Origin of the sequence: Candidatus Pelagibacter sp. (assembly GCF_052049995.1) — a bacterium.
GTDB lineage: Bacteria > Pseudomonadota > Alphaproteobacteria > Pelagibacterales > Pelagibacteraceae > Pelagibacter.
Map to the genome: position 1 here is coordinate 26,098 of NZ_JBNGYX010000004.1, position 15,570 is coordinate 41,667.

15 protein-coding genes are annotated in these 15,570 nt (G+C 30.3%); 9 read left to right on the forward strand and 6 right to left on the reverse strand.

The window, feature by feature from the left end:
* Positions 1 to 2 precede the first annotated feature (2 nt).
* Positions 3 to 1,427: a CRTAC1 family protein gene (locus ACTT9Y_RS04385; protein WP_440933184.1), complete on the reverse strand. Its 1,425-nt coding sequence runs from the start codon at positions 1,425 to 1,427 to the stop codon at positions 3 to 5.
* Between the two features lie 98 nt (positions 1,428 to 1,525).
* On the opposite strand from ACTT9Y_RS04385, the gene ACTT9Y_RS04390 reads away from it, so the two are divergent.
* The 4 genes from ACTT9Y_RS04390 to ACTT9Y_RS04405 all read left to right on the forward strand — a co-directional run bounded on the left by ACTT9Y_RS04390 (position 1,526) and on the right by ACTT9Y_RS04405 (position 4,199).
* On the forward strand, positions 1,526 to 1,993 hold the full coding sequence (locus tag ACTT9Y_RS04390; RefSeq protein ID WP_440933185.1) for a hypothetical protein: 468 nt from the start codon (positions 1,526 to 1,528) through the stop codon (positions 1,991 to 1,993).
* Between the two features lie 259 nt (positions 1,994 to 2,252).
* On the forward strand, positions 2,253 to 2,444 hold the full coding sequence (locus tag ACTT9Y_RS04395) for a hypothetical protein (protein WP_440933186.1): 192 nt from the start codon (positions 2,253 to 2,255) through the stop codon (positions 2,442 to 2,444).
* Between the two features lie 9 nt (positions 2,445 to 2,453).
* Complete coding sequence (locus ACTT9Y_RS04400; protein WP_440933187.1) at positions 2,454 to 3,911, forward strand: deoxyribodipyrimidine photo-lyase/cryptochrome family protein; 1,458 nt, start codon at positions 2,454 to 2,456, stop codon at positions 3,909 to 3,911.
* Positions 3,912 to 3,971: 60 nt separating this feature from the next.
* Positions 3,972 to 4,199, forward strand: a complete 228-nt coding sequence (locus ACTT9Y_RS04405; RefSeq protein ID WP_440933188.1) for a hypothetical protein — start codon at positions 3,972 to 3,974, stop codon at positions 4,197 to 4,199.
* A 17-nt stretch (positions 4,200 to 4,216) separates the two neighbouring features.
* Here ACTT9Y_RS04405 and ACTT9Y_RS04410 read toward each other — a convergent pair whose 3' ends face one another.
* From ACTT9Y_RS04410 to mobA, 5 genes are read right to left on the reverse strand one after another with little or no spacing between them, the layout of a single operon-like run.
* A complete protein-coding gene (locus ACTT9Y_RS04410; protein ID WP_440933189.1) occupies positions 4,217 to 5,332 on the reverse strand; it encodes a serine/threonine protein kinase in 1,116 nt (371 codons plus the stop codon).
* Between the two features lie 5 nt (positions 5,333 to 5,337).
* Positions 5,338 to 6,555: an aminopeptidase P family protein gene (locus ACTT9Y_RS04415; RefSeq protein ID WP_440933190.1), complete on the reverse strand. Its 1,218-nt coding sequence runs from the start codon at positions 6,553 to 6,555 to the stop codon at positions 5,338 to 5,340.
* A gap of 1 nt (position 6,556) precedes the next feature.
* Positions 6,557 to 7,462, reverse strand: coding sequence for a DMT family transporter (locus ACTT9Y_RS04420; protein ID WP_440933191.1), 906 nt, complete (start codon positions 7,460 to 7,462; stop codon positions 6,557 to 6,559).
* 49 nt (positions 7,463 to 7,511) lie between these two features.
* The gene (locus tag ACTT9Y_RS04425; protein ID WP_440933192.1) at positions 7,512 to 8,765 is read right to left on the reverse strand and encodes a molybdopterin molybdotransferase MoeA; all 1,254 of its coding nucleotides are present in this window, start codon (positions 8,763 to 8,765) and stop codon (positions 7,512 to 7,514) included.
* A complete protein-coding gene (mobA, locus tag ACTT9Y_RS04430; protein WP_440933193.1) occupies positions 8,759 to 9,364 on the reverse strand; it encodes a molybdenum cofactor guanylyltransferase in 606 nt (201 codons plus the stop codon). The genes ACTT9Y_RS04425 and mobA overlap by 7 nt, the downstream gene beginning before the upstream one ends.
* Before the next feature lie 43 nt (positions 9,365 to 9,407).
* Here mobA and ACTT9Y_RS04435 point away from each other — a divergent pair, with 43 nt between their 5' ends.
* The 5 genes from ACTT9Y_RS04435 to fdhF are packed head-to-tail and all read left to right on the forward strand — an operon-like array spanning position 9,408 to position 15,569.
* On the forward strand, positions 9,408 to 9,806 hold the full coding sequence (locus tag ACTT9Y_RS04435; RefSeq protein WP_440933194.1) for an iron-sulfur cluster assembly scaffold protein: 399 nt from the start codon (positions 9,408 to 9,410) through the stop codon (positions 9,804 to 9,806).
* Positions 9,807 to 10,283, forward strand: a complete 477-nt coding sequence (locus ACTT9Y_RS04440) for an HPP family protein (RefSeq protein ID WP_440933195.1) — start codon at positions 9,807 to 9,809, stop codon at positions 10,281 to 10,283. It begins immediately after the preceding gene.
* Between the two features lie 4 nt (positions 10,284 to 10,287).
* Positions 10,288 to 11,127 carry a formate dehydrogenase accessory sulfurtransferase FdhD gene (gene fdhD / locus ACTT9Y_RS04445; protein WP_440933196.1) on the forward strand — a complete coding sequence of 280 codons (840 nt, stop codon included), beginning with the start codon at positions 10,288 to 10,290 and terminating at the stop codon, positions 11,125 to 11,127.
* Between the two features lie 18 nt (positions 11,128 to 11,145).
* The gene (locus tag ACTT9Y_RS04450; RefSeq protein WP_440933197.1) at positions 11,146 to 12,801 is read left to right on the forward strand and encodes an NADH-ubiquinone oxidoreductase-F iron-sulfur binding region domain-containing protein; all 1,656 of its coding nucleotides are present in this window, start codon (positions 11,146 to 11,148) and stop codon (positions 12,799 to 12,801) included.
* Positions 12,801 to 15,569, forward strand: coding sequence for a formate dehydrogenase subunit alpha (fdhF, locus tag ACTT9Y_RS04455; protein WP_440933198.1), 2,769 nt, complete (start codon positions 12,801 to 12,803; stop codon positions 15,567 to 15,569). The genes ACTT9Y_RS04450 and fdhF overlap by 1 nt, the downstream gene beginning before the upstream one ends.
* The last annotated feature ends 1 nt before the right edge of the window (position 15,570 follow it).

Consider the following 15,570-nt stretch of genomic DNA (forward strand, 5'->3'; position numbering starts at 1 on the left):
GATTAATTTTTTTGTTTAACTTCCAATGTTTTATTTAAATTTTTAATTTCAAAAATATCTTCTTTTCCATTTGTCCAAGTAATTAAAATCTTAATATTTCTCTCATTTTTTCGAATTCCATAATGTGCCACTGGCTCCATTTGACACAAGTAACCTGAGCCTGCATCTATTGTTTTAGAATGTGTTCTTAAATTTGAAATAAGTGTAACTGTGGCACCCCTTGCCGGAGCTCCATAAATATTAATTGGTTTAATTCTTAAATAATCATTTTTTGAATTTGCCTTATATAAAGTTAAAGGTTGATAACCTGACTCACCATGAGAAACCAAAAGTTCGAGTATTCCATCACCATCAATATCAGCTACTGCTGCCCCTGTTCCTAATCCATTAGTTTCTAAAGCATTTCCAATATTTATTTCTTTGAACTCACCATTATCTAAAATTTTAAATAATTTATTTGGCTCACCAATGTTATTCATGAACACCTCATCATAACCATCGTTGTCAAAATCGGCTGAGATTACTGTTCTAATTCTTGATGGAGTACTAAATGTTTTGTCAGCTATGTCTACAAACTTACCATCTTTTAAAACAAATGCTCGATGAGGGCCCTCCCAATTTGAAGTTAAAATATCTAATCTTCCTCGATAATAAATATCACTTAACGCAGTCCCTCGGCCGTTTTGAAAGATATCATCAACAGCATAGTCTTTTGCAAGTTCAACAAAATTTCCATTATTATTATAATATAAAAAATTTTCCCCTCTTTCATTTGCAGCAAAAATATCTGATCTTCCGGATAAAATATTACCTGAAATAACTGCTCTGCCTCCAGTAATTTTGTCAATACCTAGCTCCACAGCTTTGTCAATTATTTGATTTCCATCTTTTTCATAAAATCTTGTTGGACCTCCATAATTTGCAACGTATATTCCATAAGCTCCGTTTCCATTTCTATCTACACATACAACTGATCTACCTGCTGTAAGATTTAAATTTTTTTGATTTATTTCTAATTCAAATAAATCAATAAATTTATTTCCATCAAAATCTAACAATCTATCTGAATATCTTTTGTTTCCACTATAAGTGTCTGTGTTTAAAAAATATATTTCCTCATAACCATCTTGATCAATATCACAAGATGCTACTCCTATTGTTTTACGATTTTTGTCTACAAATATACTTTGGTCAATTGAATTAAACAAAATACCTTTTTTATGAGCTAAGGCTAAATTATTAAATCCAAATCCAGTAACTATAAATTCAAAGGTACCATCATTGTTTACGTCCGAAACAGACACGCCATAACTTAATCTAGGTTGATTTTCTAATATTTGATAAGTTATATCTTCAAAGAAATCGTCTGACTTGGAATAATTAGCAATATTTAAAAATATAAATAAAAATATAAATAATTTTTTCATTTAATTCCACTAGACTAAAAATTTAAAATTAAAACTGTTAATATTGGCATAGTTAATTTAGTGTAATTTCAATAGTAAATTTAAAAATTTTATAAAATATGAGTGATCTAAACAAAGCACCAAACGATTTTTTTGATAATTGGAATAAAATTCAATCAATGTCATATAAAAATGTCATTGAGCTACTTGTAAAGAGAAGTAGTGAAAAAAAGATATTAGCTTTAATTCAATTTGAATTAGATCAATTTTCAGAAAGTGTTCAAAAAGATTTAGTTATTTCTGAAACAAGTTCTTTCTATCAAGAAATATCTAATCTTTTCAGAGACTCAAACTGGTGGTCAACAGCTACAGTAACTGATGCTTGTAAATATTATTTAAACTGTGCAAGAAATAATATTTCTTATTTTGAAAACTATGTAGAGGCAGATACTAATTTGTCTCAAAATCAAAAAAATGAGATATTTGCCTTATATCAATTATGCACTTTATTTGTTTCTTGGAATGCTATTAAAGACAAACAAATAAGAGAAATTATGGATATTAGAAAAAGTTTATTTTTTAGATAAATATTTAGATTAATAATATTCATACTTTTTTTCTCGTCTTTTATATCTATCAGAGTAAATACTGACATAATTACCTTGTTCATAGGCATTGCACCAAAAAATACGTCTTTGTTCTCTAGCCAATGCAGCACGATTACGCTCTATTCTCTCCTTTTCTTTCATCTCTTTAGTAAATTCTCGATATCAAAATAATCCCAAAGTCTTAAATGAAACTTATGTCACAGAGACAGATAATAAATATATTTGTATTTAAAATCTCATGAAAACAATATTTGTTATAGGTTCAAAAAAACATACATTGAAGTACACAAGAAAAATGCCCGAAGGTGAAGTTAAGAAAATGAAATCTTTTGTTACAAACAAAGGTCAAAAGCTTGAGAAAACTTCAAAATTTAAAATTTTAAAAGTATCAGACGACAAAACTTCAAGAACTTTCAAAATCAGTCTTTAAATATTTAAAATGAACAAAATCGTATGGTTCAGGAACGATCTACGTGTATCTAATAATGATGCATTTAACGAAGCTATAAAATTAGGAAAGATTTTACCAATTTACATATTTGATAAAGAATATCACAAATTACCTACATCAAGCTCATTCCATTTAGATTTTTTAAAATCATCATTAGACGATTTATCAAAAACACTAAGTGAAAAATATAATGCTAAACTCAATATATATTATGGAGATACATTAGAAATTTTAAGTCTTTTAACTGATAAATTTAAAATAAATGAGGTTTATTCAAATATAATATTCAAGAACATGTATATAACTAACTTAGATAAAGAAGTTAGTTTTTTATTTAAAGAAAAAAATATTAGCTGGAAAATATCAAATCAATTTGGCGTTCAACTAAATCATAGAATTAGAAATAAATGGTCATATAATTGGAATAAATTTATAGATAGTGAAAGCGTTAATTCAAATTTAAATTGTGAGTTTATTTCAGATGATTATGTAGAAGATTTATCGAAAATAAAAACAAATAATTTAGAAAATGGAAAAATTCAAATTGGCGGAAGACAAAAAGCACTTCAACTTTTAGATTCATTCCTTAATGACAGATCAGAAAATTACCAAAAAGAAATGTCTTCACCAATAACTGGGGAAACTTCTTGTTCTAGATTAAGTCCTCATATTGCATTCGGAAATATTTCTATTAAAGAAATTTTTACAAAAACTAACGATAAATTAAAATCTAAATTATCTTTTTCAAAAAAGAAATCCTTAATTGCATTTAAAAGTCGATTAGCCTGGCACTGTCATTTTATTCAAAAGTTATATGATGAACCAGAAATTGAATTTAGAAATATGAATAGCGCTTATAATGGAATAAGAGAAAATGATTTTAATGAAGATTATCATTTAGCATGGAAAAATGGAACTACTGGTTATCCCTTTGTTGATGCTTGTATGAGGTACCTCAGAACTAATGGATGGATTAATTTTAGAATGAGAGCAATGTTAGTTTCATTTGCGTCTTATCAATTATGGCTTGATTGGAAAAAAACATCAAAACATTTAGCAAAATTATTTACAGATTATGAGCCAGGCATTCATTATTCACAATTTCAAATGCAATCAGGAACAACAGGAATAAATTCAATAAGAATTTACAATCCAATTAAACAATCAATTGATCAAGATCCTAAAGGAGATTTTATCAAAAAATGGGTGCCAGAATTAAAAGAAGTACCCAATAAATTAGTCCATGAGCCATGGAAACTAACCTATATTGATCAAAAGGGCCTAGGTATCGAAATAGGAAAACATTATCCAAATCCAATTGTTGATCACCATTCTTCATCGAAGATTGCAAGAGATAAGATTTGGATGATTAAAAAAACAGAAGAGGCAAAGTTTAATGCCAAAAAAATCTTAGAAAAGCACGCAAGTGCTAAGGGCAGACGATAATATTTTTAAAGTGCAATTTAATTAACAACATTTAAGAGATAAAACAAAGTTTGAAATAGTATGAACAAAGAAAACGCAAGTAAACTTTGGAAAATTATTCAGGAAGCTGGCGATTATTTGGTGGGTCAATTACCTGATCACCCAAATCACCCTAAAGGAAGAAACCCATATGCTCACGTTGCTATTTGTGTGAAAAGCAAATTCAATGCTAGCTATAAAGATATTCCTGATGAAAAATACGATGATGTAATTAAATACATTGAATTTTTAAAACAAAATCCAAGTTAATCTTAATTTCAAATAAATTATTGCTTTGGAAAATAGTCTTTTAAATCGCCTTCTCGATAAACATCAGCTGTACAGCAATGAAGGCCTCCACCAAAAGCATATGCATCTCTAAGTTCAACTGGTATAACTTCCATTCCTAATTTATCCAATTGTTCAGCTTGATAAGTTTCACTTTTTTCCACACATACAGTCTTAGGATCTAATACTAAAACATTCATTGATAGCCATGTTGACGAATAACATAGTGGTGGTGGTTCGTTATGCGCTGGTTGTGCACTGTCCACTATTTCCCAACCATTATCCTCAAATAATTTTCTTTGTTCTTTAGGAAGTCTTCTTTGTGGATTATTAATAATTAAACCCTCCTTTATTGGTGTAAAAGTTGCATCAATGTGAATTGGGTAAGGATCACCTGGGAAGTTAACTGCATGAACTCTGTGATCTTTATAATGTCTTTTAAGCCAATCTATTCCTTTTAAATTTGTTGTAAATCCATGCTGAACAACTAAATCTTTTCCAAATCTCAATACATCTGCTGCATCAAACAATGGTTCTTCTTCAGTAGTTACGAAATATTTTTTCTCAGTCCACTCTAATCTTTTTTGAACACCAATTTTATCTGATAAATAATCTTTTCTGTAATCTGCATCAGTTAGTCTTGGTTTTGGAGCAGACTCGTGTCTCATATTAGGATCTTGATTATAATAATCTTTTAAAAGTGGTCGGTAACATAAATATTCAAACCAACGACATCGGTAACTCATTGTTGCTTCTAAAATTTCATTGCCCACTGTTAACAAAACATCTCTTGGAGGCATGCAACCAAACATTGTTTCAGATTCCCAATCTGGAGTGGATGTTTTTTGATTAAAATCTATTGGTGTTGGACGATCAACTTTAATGCCTCTTATTTCTAAAATGTTTGAAAAGTTATCTAATAATTCATTTGCTTTATCAACAGTATCTTTGGTTCTTGGTCCAAACTGACCTCGCATATCACTGTCTTCAGGAACTTTTGCATCTAACGCTGGTTCAGGCGCAGGTATACATGTACCATCCGCTCTACCAACTATTACATGTTTTAACGGATCCCACTCATTCCAACTATTAACAATAGTTTTATTCTCACTCATAAAGGTTAATTTTTTATAATATTATGGTCTGGGCCGAAAGGAAATTTTGTAATATTTTCTGCTCCATCTTTACCAATCACTAAAATATCGTGTTCTCTATATCCACCTGCACCAGTATTACCTTCTGGTATCATGATCATTGGCTCCATCGAAACAACCATGTTTTCTTCTAACACCGTATCAATATCTTCCCTTAATTCTAATCCAGCCTCTCTTCCATAAAAATGTGAAAGCATACCAAATGAATGTCCATAACCAAAAGTTCGATACTGAAGATAACCAAGCTCTGCAAAAAGTTCGTTAAGCTCATTACAAATATCAGAACACTTAACGCCTGGTTTAATTAATTCTAATCCACGTTTGTGAACTTTAACATTTGCCTCCCAAGCTTTAAGAGAAGCATCATCAGCATGATCTAAAAATAAAGTTCGCTCTAGTGCAGTGTAATATCCTGAGATCATTGGAAAAGTATTCAAAGATAAAATATCTCCTTTAACTAATTTTCTATTAGTCTTTGGATTGTGAGCACCATCTGTATTGATACCTGATTGAAACCATACCCAAGTGTCCATATACTCTGCACCTGGATAGCTTTTAACAATCTCTCTTTCCATTCTATCTCTTGCTGCAATTGCTACTTCGATCTCTGTATTACCTTCTTTAATATTTTTAACTATTTCTTCACCACCAATGTCTGCAATTCTTGCACCATTTCTAATGATCTCAATTTCTTCGTTCGATTTAATCATTCTAAGTTTCATTAGATCTTTTGAAACATCACTAAACACAGAGAAAGTAAAAATAGACCCTATTTTTTCTCGTATATCTAACGTGACGTGATCATTTTCAATTCCAATATTTTTTGGAGGTTCGTCTCTTCCAACGATTGAAACAATGGCTCTTAAAAAATTATCTCTCTTCCAATCAGTATAAATAACATTATCACAATGAGATCTACGCCATGGTTGACTTGCATCAATATTAGCTGAAATTGTTGAGATTTTATTTTGAGTGATCACACATCCGTATGGTCTACCAAAAGAGCAATAAATAAAACCTGTGTAATACGCAACGTTATGCATTGAAGTTAAAATAACCATATCAAGACCATTTTGATCCATCACTGATCTAAGTTTGCTTACTCGATCATTATATTCTTTATTTGTAAAAGGTAATTTTACTTTTTCACCATTTTTAAGTTCAAAAAAATCTGGTCGTTCCATATTAATTTAATGCTATGTATCTTTTGTTCCATCTCATTATTAAACTGTAATAAAATATAGATATGAAAAGAAAAAAACCACCGATTATAGTGTTGGTGGATGGTACTTCGTTAATTCCAAATATTGGAAGCCAAACCCAAAAAATTCCTCCTACAACTTCAGTTAAAGATAATAGCGTCAATTCTGCTGCGGGTATTGCCTTAGATCCAATCGAATATAAAATTAATCCAAAACAAACTAACGTTCCATGCAAGGAAAACAAAGTTCCATTATAACTAGATGAAAAAAAAACTAGATTTTTTGATAAAATCATAATTGTTGCGAACACGAAACAAAATAAACCTGCAAAAGCAACTGTTGTAAATTTTGGTGTTTCTTTTCTCCATCTTAAGGTTACAGAAAAAACTGAGAAACCAATTGAAGACGTTAGACCAAACACAAAACCAATTAATGATTTTTCGCCAGTATTATCAAAAGCCATAATAATTATTCCAACTGTTGCAATTATGATTGATATCCAAACATTAAGAGAAATTTTTTCTTTTAAAAATAAAAATGCCAATAACGCTGTAAAAAAAGGCATCGCTGCCAAACAAAGCAAAGTAACTGCAGCACTAGTATTTGTAATTGAATAAATAAATGTAATCATAGCGACCCCCAATCCAGATCCGCCAATTACTCCAGATAAACCTATTTTATAATAGTTTTTGTAAAAATTTTTTCCTTCTTCGAAAAATAAATACAGATTTAATAGGATGAAAATCGTTAAACCTCTTCCAAAAATATATTGCCAAGGCACCAATTGAGGATTATCCATGTATCGAACTACTAATGGGCCGAACGACCATAGCAGACCAGCAAAAAGCACTACAGGAATAGCTATTCTTGGATTTCTCAACTCTAACATATTCAGAAATCTAATTGTAAATAGAATTTTCTACAACAAAAATACGTTTCTAAACTAAATTTTGATTTGAAAGGTTGGGGAAAAAGCAATCAACGATATCTCCTTTTTTAAATTTTGATTTACCAGCTGGTAACAAAACCCAAATATTTGATTTTACAAATGATTTAATTCTAAAAGATTCTTGACCTTTTAAAATTTCAACATTTAATTTTCCATTTTTAGTTGTGCTTAATTGGCTCTTTACAAATCTTGTAAAATTCTTTTTTTTATTAAAACCATTCGTCAAAATAGCTTTAATTGATTTTTCATCTGATAGTCCTAAAGCATTTAAAATATATGGAATTACAAAAAATCTAAAACATGCGGCTGAAGAGATCGGATTTCCAGGAAGTCCAAATATAGCCTTTTCTTTCCCTTTAATTTTTGCAAACATTATAGGTTTTCCTGGCCTAATTGCAGCACTTTTAAAGTAACTTGATAACTTAAATTTTTTAACAACGTCAGGTATAAAATCAAATTTACCTGCAGACACTGCACCTGATGTAATAATAATATCATCTTTAGATTTAATTAATTTATTTATTTTTTGTTTAAAAATATTTTGATGATTGTCTCTTAATATACTGCCACTTTTAAAATTAAATAAAAAATTTTGATTTAAGTTTTTTATATAGTGTGTGTTGGAATTTCTTACCATCCAATTTGGAATATTATCTTTGTCTGATATTTCGTTTCCTGTTGAAAAAAATAATATGTTAATCCTTTTTTTTACTTTAATTTTTTTAATACCTAAACTTTTAAAAGCTAAAATATGGTTTGGTTGAACAATTGTATTTTTTTTTATTACAACCTCACCTCTTTTAAAATCTGAGCCTGCAAATCTTACGTGATTATATTTTTTAATTTTTTGATTTATTAAAATATATTTTTTATTATTTTTATTTGGATAGAAATTAATTTGCTCAATAGGAATAATTGAATCAAACCCTTTTGGAATAATCCCTCCTGTCATTATCTCTATTGCATCAAATTTTTTAATTTTTTTCTTTAATGGTTTAGAACCAGCAGCAATTGAGCCAATTATCTTGAATTGTTTTTGAGAATTTTTTTTAATCTGATTTGTATCTTTTGAATTAATCGCATATCCATCAAAAGCAGCATTATCTCCGGTTGGATAATTTATATTAGAATAAACATTGCTAGAAACAACTCTATTTAAGGATTTAATACTATTAATTTTTTCATCTTTAATCTTTATTTTTGCTTTTTTTAATATTTTCTTAGATTGCTCGTAACTTAACATTTCAATATTTCTTTAGCTTTTTCTAAATCTTCTTTTGTATTTATATTAAAGAAAGGATCATTATTTGGAAACTCCATATTAATTATTTTAACTCCAACATTATTTGCCCATAACTCTACTTTTCTTTCTCCATCATTTAAGTCTTTTTCTAACCTATCTAGTAATTTTATTGACCATAGGCCAAAAATATTATGTCTTGTATTATTCGATTTAATAAAAAATAAATCGCTTTCATTGAAATTAATATTTTTAATAAAATCTTTAAGTATTTGTCTCTTAAAAAAAGGAGTATCCACAGGAAATGTTGCTATCCACTGGTAATCTCTTTTATTTGTTTTGATCCATTTCATGGCAGATAAAACTCCACATAAAGGACCAAGTCCTTTTTTATAGTCTTCAATTTTAGTTATTTTTTCTGAACTTTGAAAATTTATCGAATTATTTGAGACAATCAAAATCTCTTTAAATTGATCAATTATTTCCGACAACACGTAATCTATTAATAGCTTGTTTGCTAAGTTCACTTGTGATTTATCTTCACCAAATCTTTGTGACTTTCCGCCTGCTAGCACTGTGCCTAAAATATTGTTATGTTGCATTAGTTAAAATATAAAACATTCAAACTTGAATTAAAGAAATTAAATGGACCTTAGAATTTTAGAAATTGCCTCTCACACAGAGAACAATAAAGTCCTCGAAAATTATACTCATAAATCTAAACACAAAAATCCATTATGTGGAGATGAAATGGAAATAAGCTTAGTTGTTAAGGATGAAGTTGTAAAAGACATGGCTTATCAGTGCAAATCATGTGTTTATTGTCAGGCTTCAGTTAGTTTACTATCAAGAAAAATAAAGGAAAAAAAGATAGAGGAAATTAAAGGATTTATTGAAATTGGAGAGCAATTGTTTGATGATGTTAAAGTAACTTTAGAGAAACACTGGAAGGATTTTATGGAAATTTTTGATAAAAAAAACCTCTCCAGGAAAGAATGTTTGTTATTACCTTTAAGAACAATTGCAAAAGCTTTAAAAATTTAAATGATTAATATTTCAAAACCTATTTTGCAGAAAGCATTAATTGCTGGATTTTTTTCAGCATTCACAATTGGTGTGTTAACAGTGCTTACTTACAAAAGTACTCTTGGCTATTTTATAGCAGGGTCTTTTGGATCTTCCATGGTTTTGTTATTTGGTTTTCCTGAAAGTCCATTTGCTCAACCAAAAAATGTTTTTTTTGGACATTTGGTAACAGCTTTAGTTGGTGTGATTTTTGTTCATTTTATTCCACTACCTATTTATATCAATATTGCAGCTGCAGTTGGTATCGGGGTATTTTTAATGATATTATTGAATGTTGTCCATCCACCAGCTGGAGGAAATCCTATAATGGTAATTATAGGTAGTGCCTCTTACGATTATCTAATTAATCCAATAATTTTTGGGTGTATTATTATTCTATTATTGGCAATAATTGTTAACAAATATCTTTTGAAAAAAAATTATCCTTTAAAATAATTTAATGAATTCAAAATATAAAGTTACAAAATTTTCTTCAAAAAATTTTAGTGATACCGAAGATTTAATATCCATTGAAGAGCCTCTTGAAATTTCTCTAAAATATAAATCAGAAGATAAATGGATTAATCAAAATTTATCTATCACAATGAGAACACCAGGTCATGATGAAGACTTGGTAACAGGTTTTTTGTTTAATGAACAAATTATTACATCTTTAGAAGATATTGCTTCTGTTGAAAGTTATGGTGAAAAAGTTGGCCAATACAACCTCCAAAATAAAATCTTAGCAACTTTAATAAATTCAGAAAATGTTAATATAGCGAAAATAAAAAGAGATTTTTTAACTAATTCTTCCTGTGGTGTATGTGGAAAATCTTCATTAGATGCACTTGAGATTGTAAAAAAAAATAAAACTCACGCTTCTGAACCAAAAATTTCAAAAGATATTATAGTTCAATCTCCTGATACTTTACGAGAAGCTCAATCAGAGTTCAGCAAAACAGGTGGTATTCATGCAAGTGGTCTCTTTAATTCTAGTGGGGAACTGATAGATTTAAGAGAAGATGTAGGAAGACACAATGCATTAGATAAGCTTATTGGTTGCACTTTAAAAAATGGTAAAATTGATCCAAAATCTCAATTTATCACATGCTCCGGAAGACTTAATTTTGAGCTGGTTCAAAAGGTTTTGATGACGGATATAGGTATAATGATAGGCGTTGGTGCGCCAACTAGTCTTGCTATCGATTTAGCGAATAAATTTAACATTACCCTTGTTGGTTTCGTAAAGAGGGACAGTTTTAATATTTACACAAATAACAAAAAAGTTATTGTGGACTAAATTAATAAAAGGGTATTTGTGTCAAAAAATATAAGTAATTTATCAGGCAGAATAGGCTTAAAAGATAACCTATTTAAGCAAATCTCAGAAAATACTTTAAGCGATAATCCTCAAGATATTAAAGAAATTGCCAAAAAACATAACCTAGGTGTTTCAACTCTCCATGGTGCAGAATCCTTTTATGAGTTTTTAAGACCTTCTCATAGAGAAAAAAAAGCTTTCGTTTGTAACGGTAGTGCGTGCATGTGTGCAGGTACTCAAGACAAATTAAAAGATAAGCTCAAGGAAAAACTAGGTGATGACAAAGTTGGAGAAATGTTCTGCTTAGGTCATTGTTATGAAAACCATGCATTTCACTATGATGGAGAAAATTATGCTGGTAAAGATATAGAAAAAATTGATCAGATTTTAAAAGGTGAGGAAATTAAGCAAGAAAAATTTTTTTCTAAGAGTTATGCGACAACAAGTTTTTTAATGGATGATAAACTTTCTTCTACAGACCAATTCAAAGATCAATTAAGTAAATTTCTAAAATCAGATAAAAAAGAAATAGTAAAATCATTATTAGACTCAAATTTAACAGGAAGAGGTGGTGCAGGTTTTCCAACAGGAATGAAATGGGATTTCTGCAGTAAAGCAAAAGGAGATAAAAAATATGTTATCTGTAATGCAGATGAGGGCGACTCTGGTGCTTTCTCAGATAGATATTTATTAGAAGACCAACCTTTAAAAGTTATTTTTGGAATGGTAATATGTGGTTATGTAATTGGGAGTGATGAGGGTGTTTTATATATAAGAGGAGAATATCCAAAATCAATTGAAGCATTAAATGGGAGTATAAACGAACTTAAAAAATTAGGATTATTAGGTGAAAATATTTTAGGAACAGATTTTTCATTTGATTTAGGAATTTGTATTGGTCAAGGTGCGTATATCTGTGGAGAAGAAACAGCTTTGATTGCATCTATTGAAGGAAGAAGAGCAGAAGTTGATGTTAGACCTCCTTTTCCTGTTACAGAAGGATTATATAAAAAACCAACTGTTGTTAACAATGTTGAAACTTTAGCAGCTGCAACTGGAATTTTAATAAATGGTTCTGAGAAGTTTTCATCTATAGGAAATAAAAAATCAGCAGGTACTAAATTAGTTTGTTTGGATAGTTTCTTTAACAACCCAGGTGTTTATGAAATTGATATGGGTACTCCAATGAAAAAAATATTTAATGAAATTGGTGGAGGATACAAAGAACCATTAAAAGCTTTTCAAATTGGTGGCCCACTTGGTGGTGTGGTTCCATTAAGTGAAATAGAAAATCTTAATTTAGATTTTCAGGAGTTTACTGCAAAAGGTTTCATGTTAGGTCATGCTAGTGTGGTGAGTATTCCTAAAGATTTTTCTATGGCAGAATACATTCATCATCTATTTGAATTTTCTGCTGAAGAATCATGTGGAAAATGTTTCCCTGGAAGACTTGGATCTTACAGAGGTAAAGAAATGTTTGACCAAGCTAAAAAGAAAACTGCCAAAATACCTTTGAAATTGCTTGAAGAATTGCTTGTTACAATGAAAAAAGGATGTTTATGTGCTTTATGTGGAGCTATACCCACTCCTATTCAGAACATTCTAAAGTACTTTGGGGATGAAATGAAAAATGATATGGTTAAAGATAATTAATGAGTTCAGAGAAAAGAAAAATTGCTTATATTGACGGAAAACCGTATGAAATCGGACCAAATCATTCGTCTATTTTAAAATTTGTAAAAAGCTATGTAGGTGAAAAAAAAGTTCCTACTTTATGTGATGATCCAAATTTAGCACCTTATGGAGCTTGTAGAGTGTGTTCAGTTGAGGTTGCTTTAGAAAAAGATGGCCCTACAAGAGTAGTTGCTTCTTGCCATACTCCAGTTGCTGAGAATCAACACATATTTACGTCAAATGAATCTTTGAAAGATCTTAGAAAAAATATTGTTGAATTAGTATTAACAGACCATCCAATGGAATGTGATACTTGTGAGGTAAATAACAACTGTGAATTACAAACAGTAGCAAACGATTTAGGGGTATCTGATCACAGATATAACAGTCCAAAACAACATAAAGGAATTCCAAGAGATACATCTCATGATTACATGAGAATGAATTTAGATAATTGTATCAATTGTGGAAGATGTGTCAGAGCCTGTGATGAAATTCAAGGTTCATTCGTTTTAACAATGAGTGGAAGAGGATTTGAATCAAGAATAACAACTGATAACGACATGATGTTTGGAGATAGTTCATGCGTTTCTTGTGGTGCTTGCGCTCACACTTGTCCAACAGATGCTATCTCAGATGTTTTTCAATCAAAGTCCGCTGCAGTAGATAAAAAAGTTAGAACAACTTGTTCATACTGCGGTGTTGGTTGTAATTTAGAGGCTTCGATTAAAGATGATAAAGTTGTAGCTATTGATACGCCTAAACAAACAGAAGTTAATGCTGGACATACGTGTATTAAAGGAAGATATGCGTTTAGTTTTTATGATCATCCAGACAGATTAAAATCACCTCTAATTAAAAGAAATGGAAAATTTGAAGAAGCTTCTTGGGAAGAAGCTTATGATTTTATCAAAAAGGAAATGAACAGAATTACAAAAGATAATGGTCCAGATGCCTTTGCTGGAATTTCTTCTGCGAGATGTACGAATGAAGAAAATTATGTTTTCCAAAAAATGATTAGAGCTGCGGTAGGAACCAACAGTGTAGACTGTTGCGCAAGAATTTGTCATTCACCAACAGCTTGGGGAATGCAACAAACTTTTGGAACGGGAGCAGCGACTAACTCTACAGACGATATTTATCATGCAGATTTATTTTTAGTCATTGGAGCTAATCCAACTAATGCTCATCCTGTAACAGGTGCTAAAATAAAACAGCAAGTAATGAAAGGTAAAAAACTAATTGTTCTTGATCCAGTTACAACTGAACTAGCAAAACTTGCAGATTACCATATTAAATTAAGACCAGGAACCAACGTTGCAGTTCTAAATATGATGTTGCACTTTATTATTAAATCAAAACTTTATAATGCAGATTTTGTTAGAGATAGAACTGAAGGATTTGATAATTTCTTAAAAGAAATTGAAAGACAAGATGTAGATCATTTAGCAAAAGTAGCAGGTGTAGATAAGCAATTAATTAAAGAAGCAGCAATTGCATATGCTACTGCAAGAAATTCAATGGAATTTCATGGTTTAGGAGTTACTGAACACGAACAAGGTTCAAAAACAGTCATGCTAATTGCAGATCTAGCAATGATTACTGGAAACATTGGAAGAAAAGGTGTTGGGGTTAATCCTTTAAGAGGCCAAAACAATGTTCAAGGTGCAGCAGATATGGGATGTCAACCACACCAAGGCGCTGGATATTTTCCTGTGGCTGATGAAAAGCATCAAGAATTCTATACAGAAAAATATGGAGTAACACACCCAACTAAACCAGGATTAAAAATTCCTCAAATGTTTGAAGCTGCAATAAACAAGGAATTAAAAGGTTTATGGATTATAGGTGAAGATATTGTTCAAACAGATCCTAATAGCGCACATGTTATTGAAGCTATGAACTCTTTAGAGCTTTTAGTTGTTCAAGAAATATTTATGAGTGAAACAGCAAAATTAGCAACTGTTGTTCTGCCAGGTACAACTTTCCTAGAAAAAGATGGAACTTTTACAAATACTGAGAGAAGAATTCAAAGAGTGAACAGAGCTGTACCTCCTCTACCAGGGACTAAACCTGATGGATTAATTGTAACTGAAATGATGCAAAAATTAGGTTTTGACCAACCAACTTATGACGCTGATCAAGTTCTAGGAGAGATTGCTGACATAGTTCCTTTCTTTAAGGGAGTAACTAGAGAAAGATTAGGAAAGTTCGGACTTCAATGGCCAGTTCAAGAAGATGGAACTGATACAAAAATTTTACATACAGAAACATTTAAATTAGGTAAAGGCAGACTTAAAAACTTTGATTGGAAAGAATCATCAGAAATAGAAGCTAATCAAAAAGACTACCCATTGATTTTAACAACTAGCAGAGTTTTACAACATTACAACGCTGCAACAATGACTAGAAGAACAAAAAATATAAATATTGTTGATGAAGATGTTTTGTTAATTCATCCTAAAGATGCAGCTCATAGAGATCTAAATACTGGTGATATTGGAAGACTTTATTCTGGTAGAGGTGAGGTTGCACTTAAAGTTGAGGTTACAGATAAAGTTAAAGAAGGAATTGTGTTTACTACATTCCATTTCCCAGAGCATATGGTTAATATGGTTACAGGTCATGGTAAAGATGAAGAAACAATGTGTGCAGAATACAAAGTATCTTCTGTTGAAGTACAAAAAATCTCTAATCAATTTAAAACAGAAGTTAAACCAAAAGAAAATCAGGCTGAAGTTAGTTAAT

Bases quoted from the DNA above. Each gene is read 5' to 3' on its own strand.
- ACTT9Y_RS04385 (WP_440933184.1), bottom strand. From the start codon at position 1,427: ATGAAAAAATTATTTATATTTTTATTTATATTTTTAAATATTGCTAAT.
- ACTT9Y_RS04420 (WP_440933191.1), bottom strand. From the start codon at position 7,462: ATGTTAGAGTTGAGAAATCCAAGAATAGCTATTCCTGTAGTGCTTTTT.
- ACTT9Y_RS04410 (WP_440933189.1), bottom strand. From the start codon at position 5,332: ATGAGTGAGAATAAAACTATTGTTAATAGTTGGAATGAGTGGGATCCG.
- ACTT9Y_RS04405 (WP_440933188.1), top strand. From the start codon at position 3,972: ATGAACAAAGAAAACGCAAGTAAACTTTGGAAAATTATTCAGGAAGCT.
- fdhF (WP_440933198.1), top strand. From the start codon at position 12,801: ATGAGTTCAGAGAAAAGAAAAATTGCTTATATTGACGGAAAACCGTAT.
- ACTT9Y_RS04415 (WP_440933190.1), bottom strand. From the start codon at position 6,555: ATGGAACGACCAGATTTTTTTGAACTTAAAAATGGTGAAAAAGTAAAA.
- mobA (WP_440933193.1), bottom strand. From the start codon at position 9,364: ATGCAACATAACAATATTTTAGGCACAGTGCTAGCAGGCGGAAAGTCA.
- ACTT9Y_RS04395 (WP_440933186.1), top strand. From the start codon at position 2,253: ATGAAAACAATATTTGTTATAGGTTCAAAAAAACATACATTGAAGTAC.
- ACTT9Y_RS04400 (WP_440933187.1), top strand. From the start codon at position 2,454: ATGAACAAAATCGTATGGTTCAGGAACGATCTACGTGTATCTAATAAT.
- ACTT9Y_RS04440 (WP_440933195.1), top strand. From the start codon at position 9,807: ATGATTAATATTTCAAAACCTATTTTGCAGAAAGCATTAATTGCTGGA.
- ACTT9Y_RS04390 (WP_440933185.1), top strand. From the start codon at position 1,526: ATGAGTGATCTAAACAAAGCACCAAACGATTTTTTTGATAATTGGAAT.
- fdhD (WP_440933196.1), top strand. From the start codon at position 10,288: ATGAATTCAAAATATAAAGTTACAAAATTTTCTTCAAAAAATTTTAGT.
- ACTT9Y_RS04425 (WP_440933192.1), bottom strand. From the start codon at position 8,765: ATGTTAAGTTACGAGCAATCTAAGAAAATATTAAAAAAAGCAAAAATA.
- ACTT9Y_RS04435 (WP_440933194.1), top strand. From the start codon at position 9,408: ATGGACCTTAGAATTTTAGAAATTGCCTCTCACACAGAGAACAATAAA.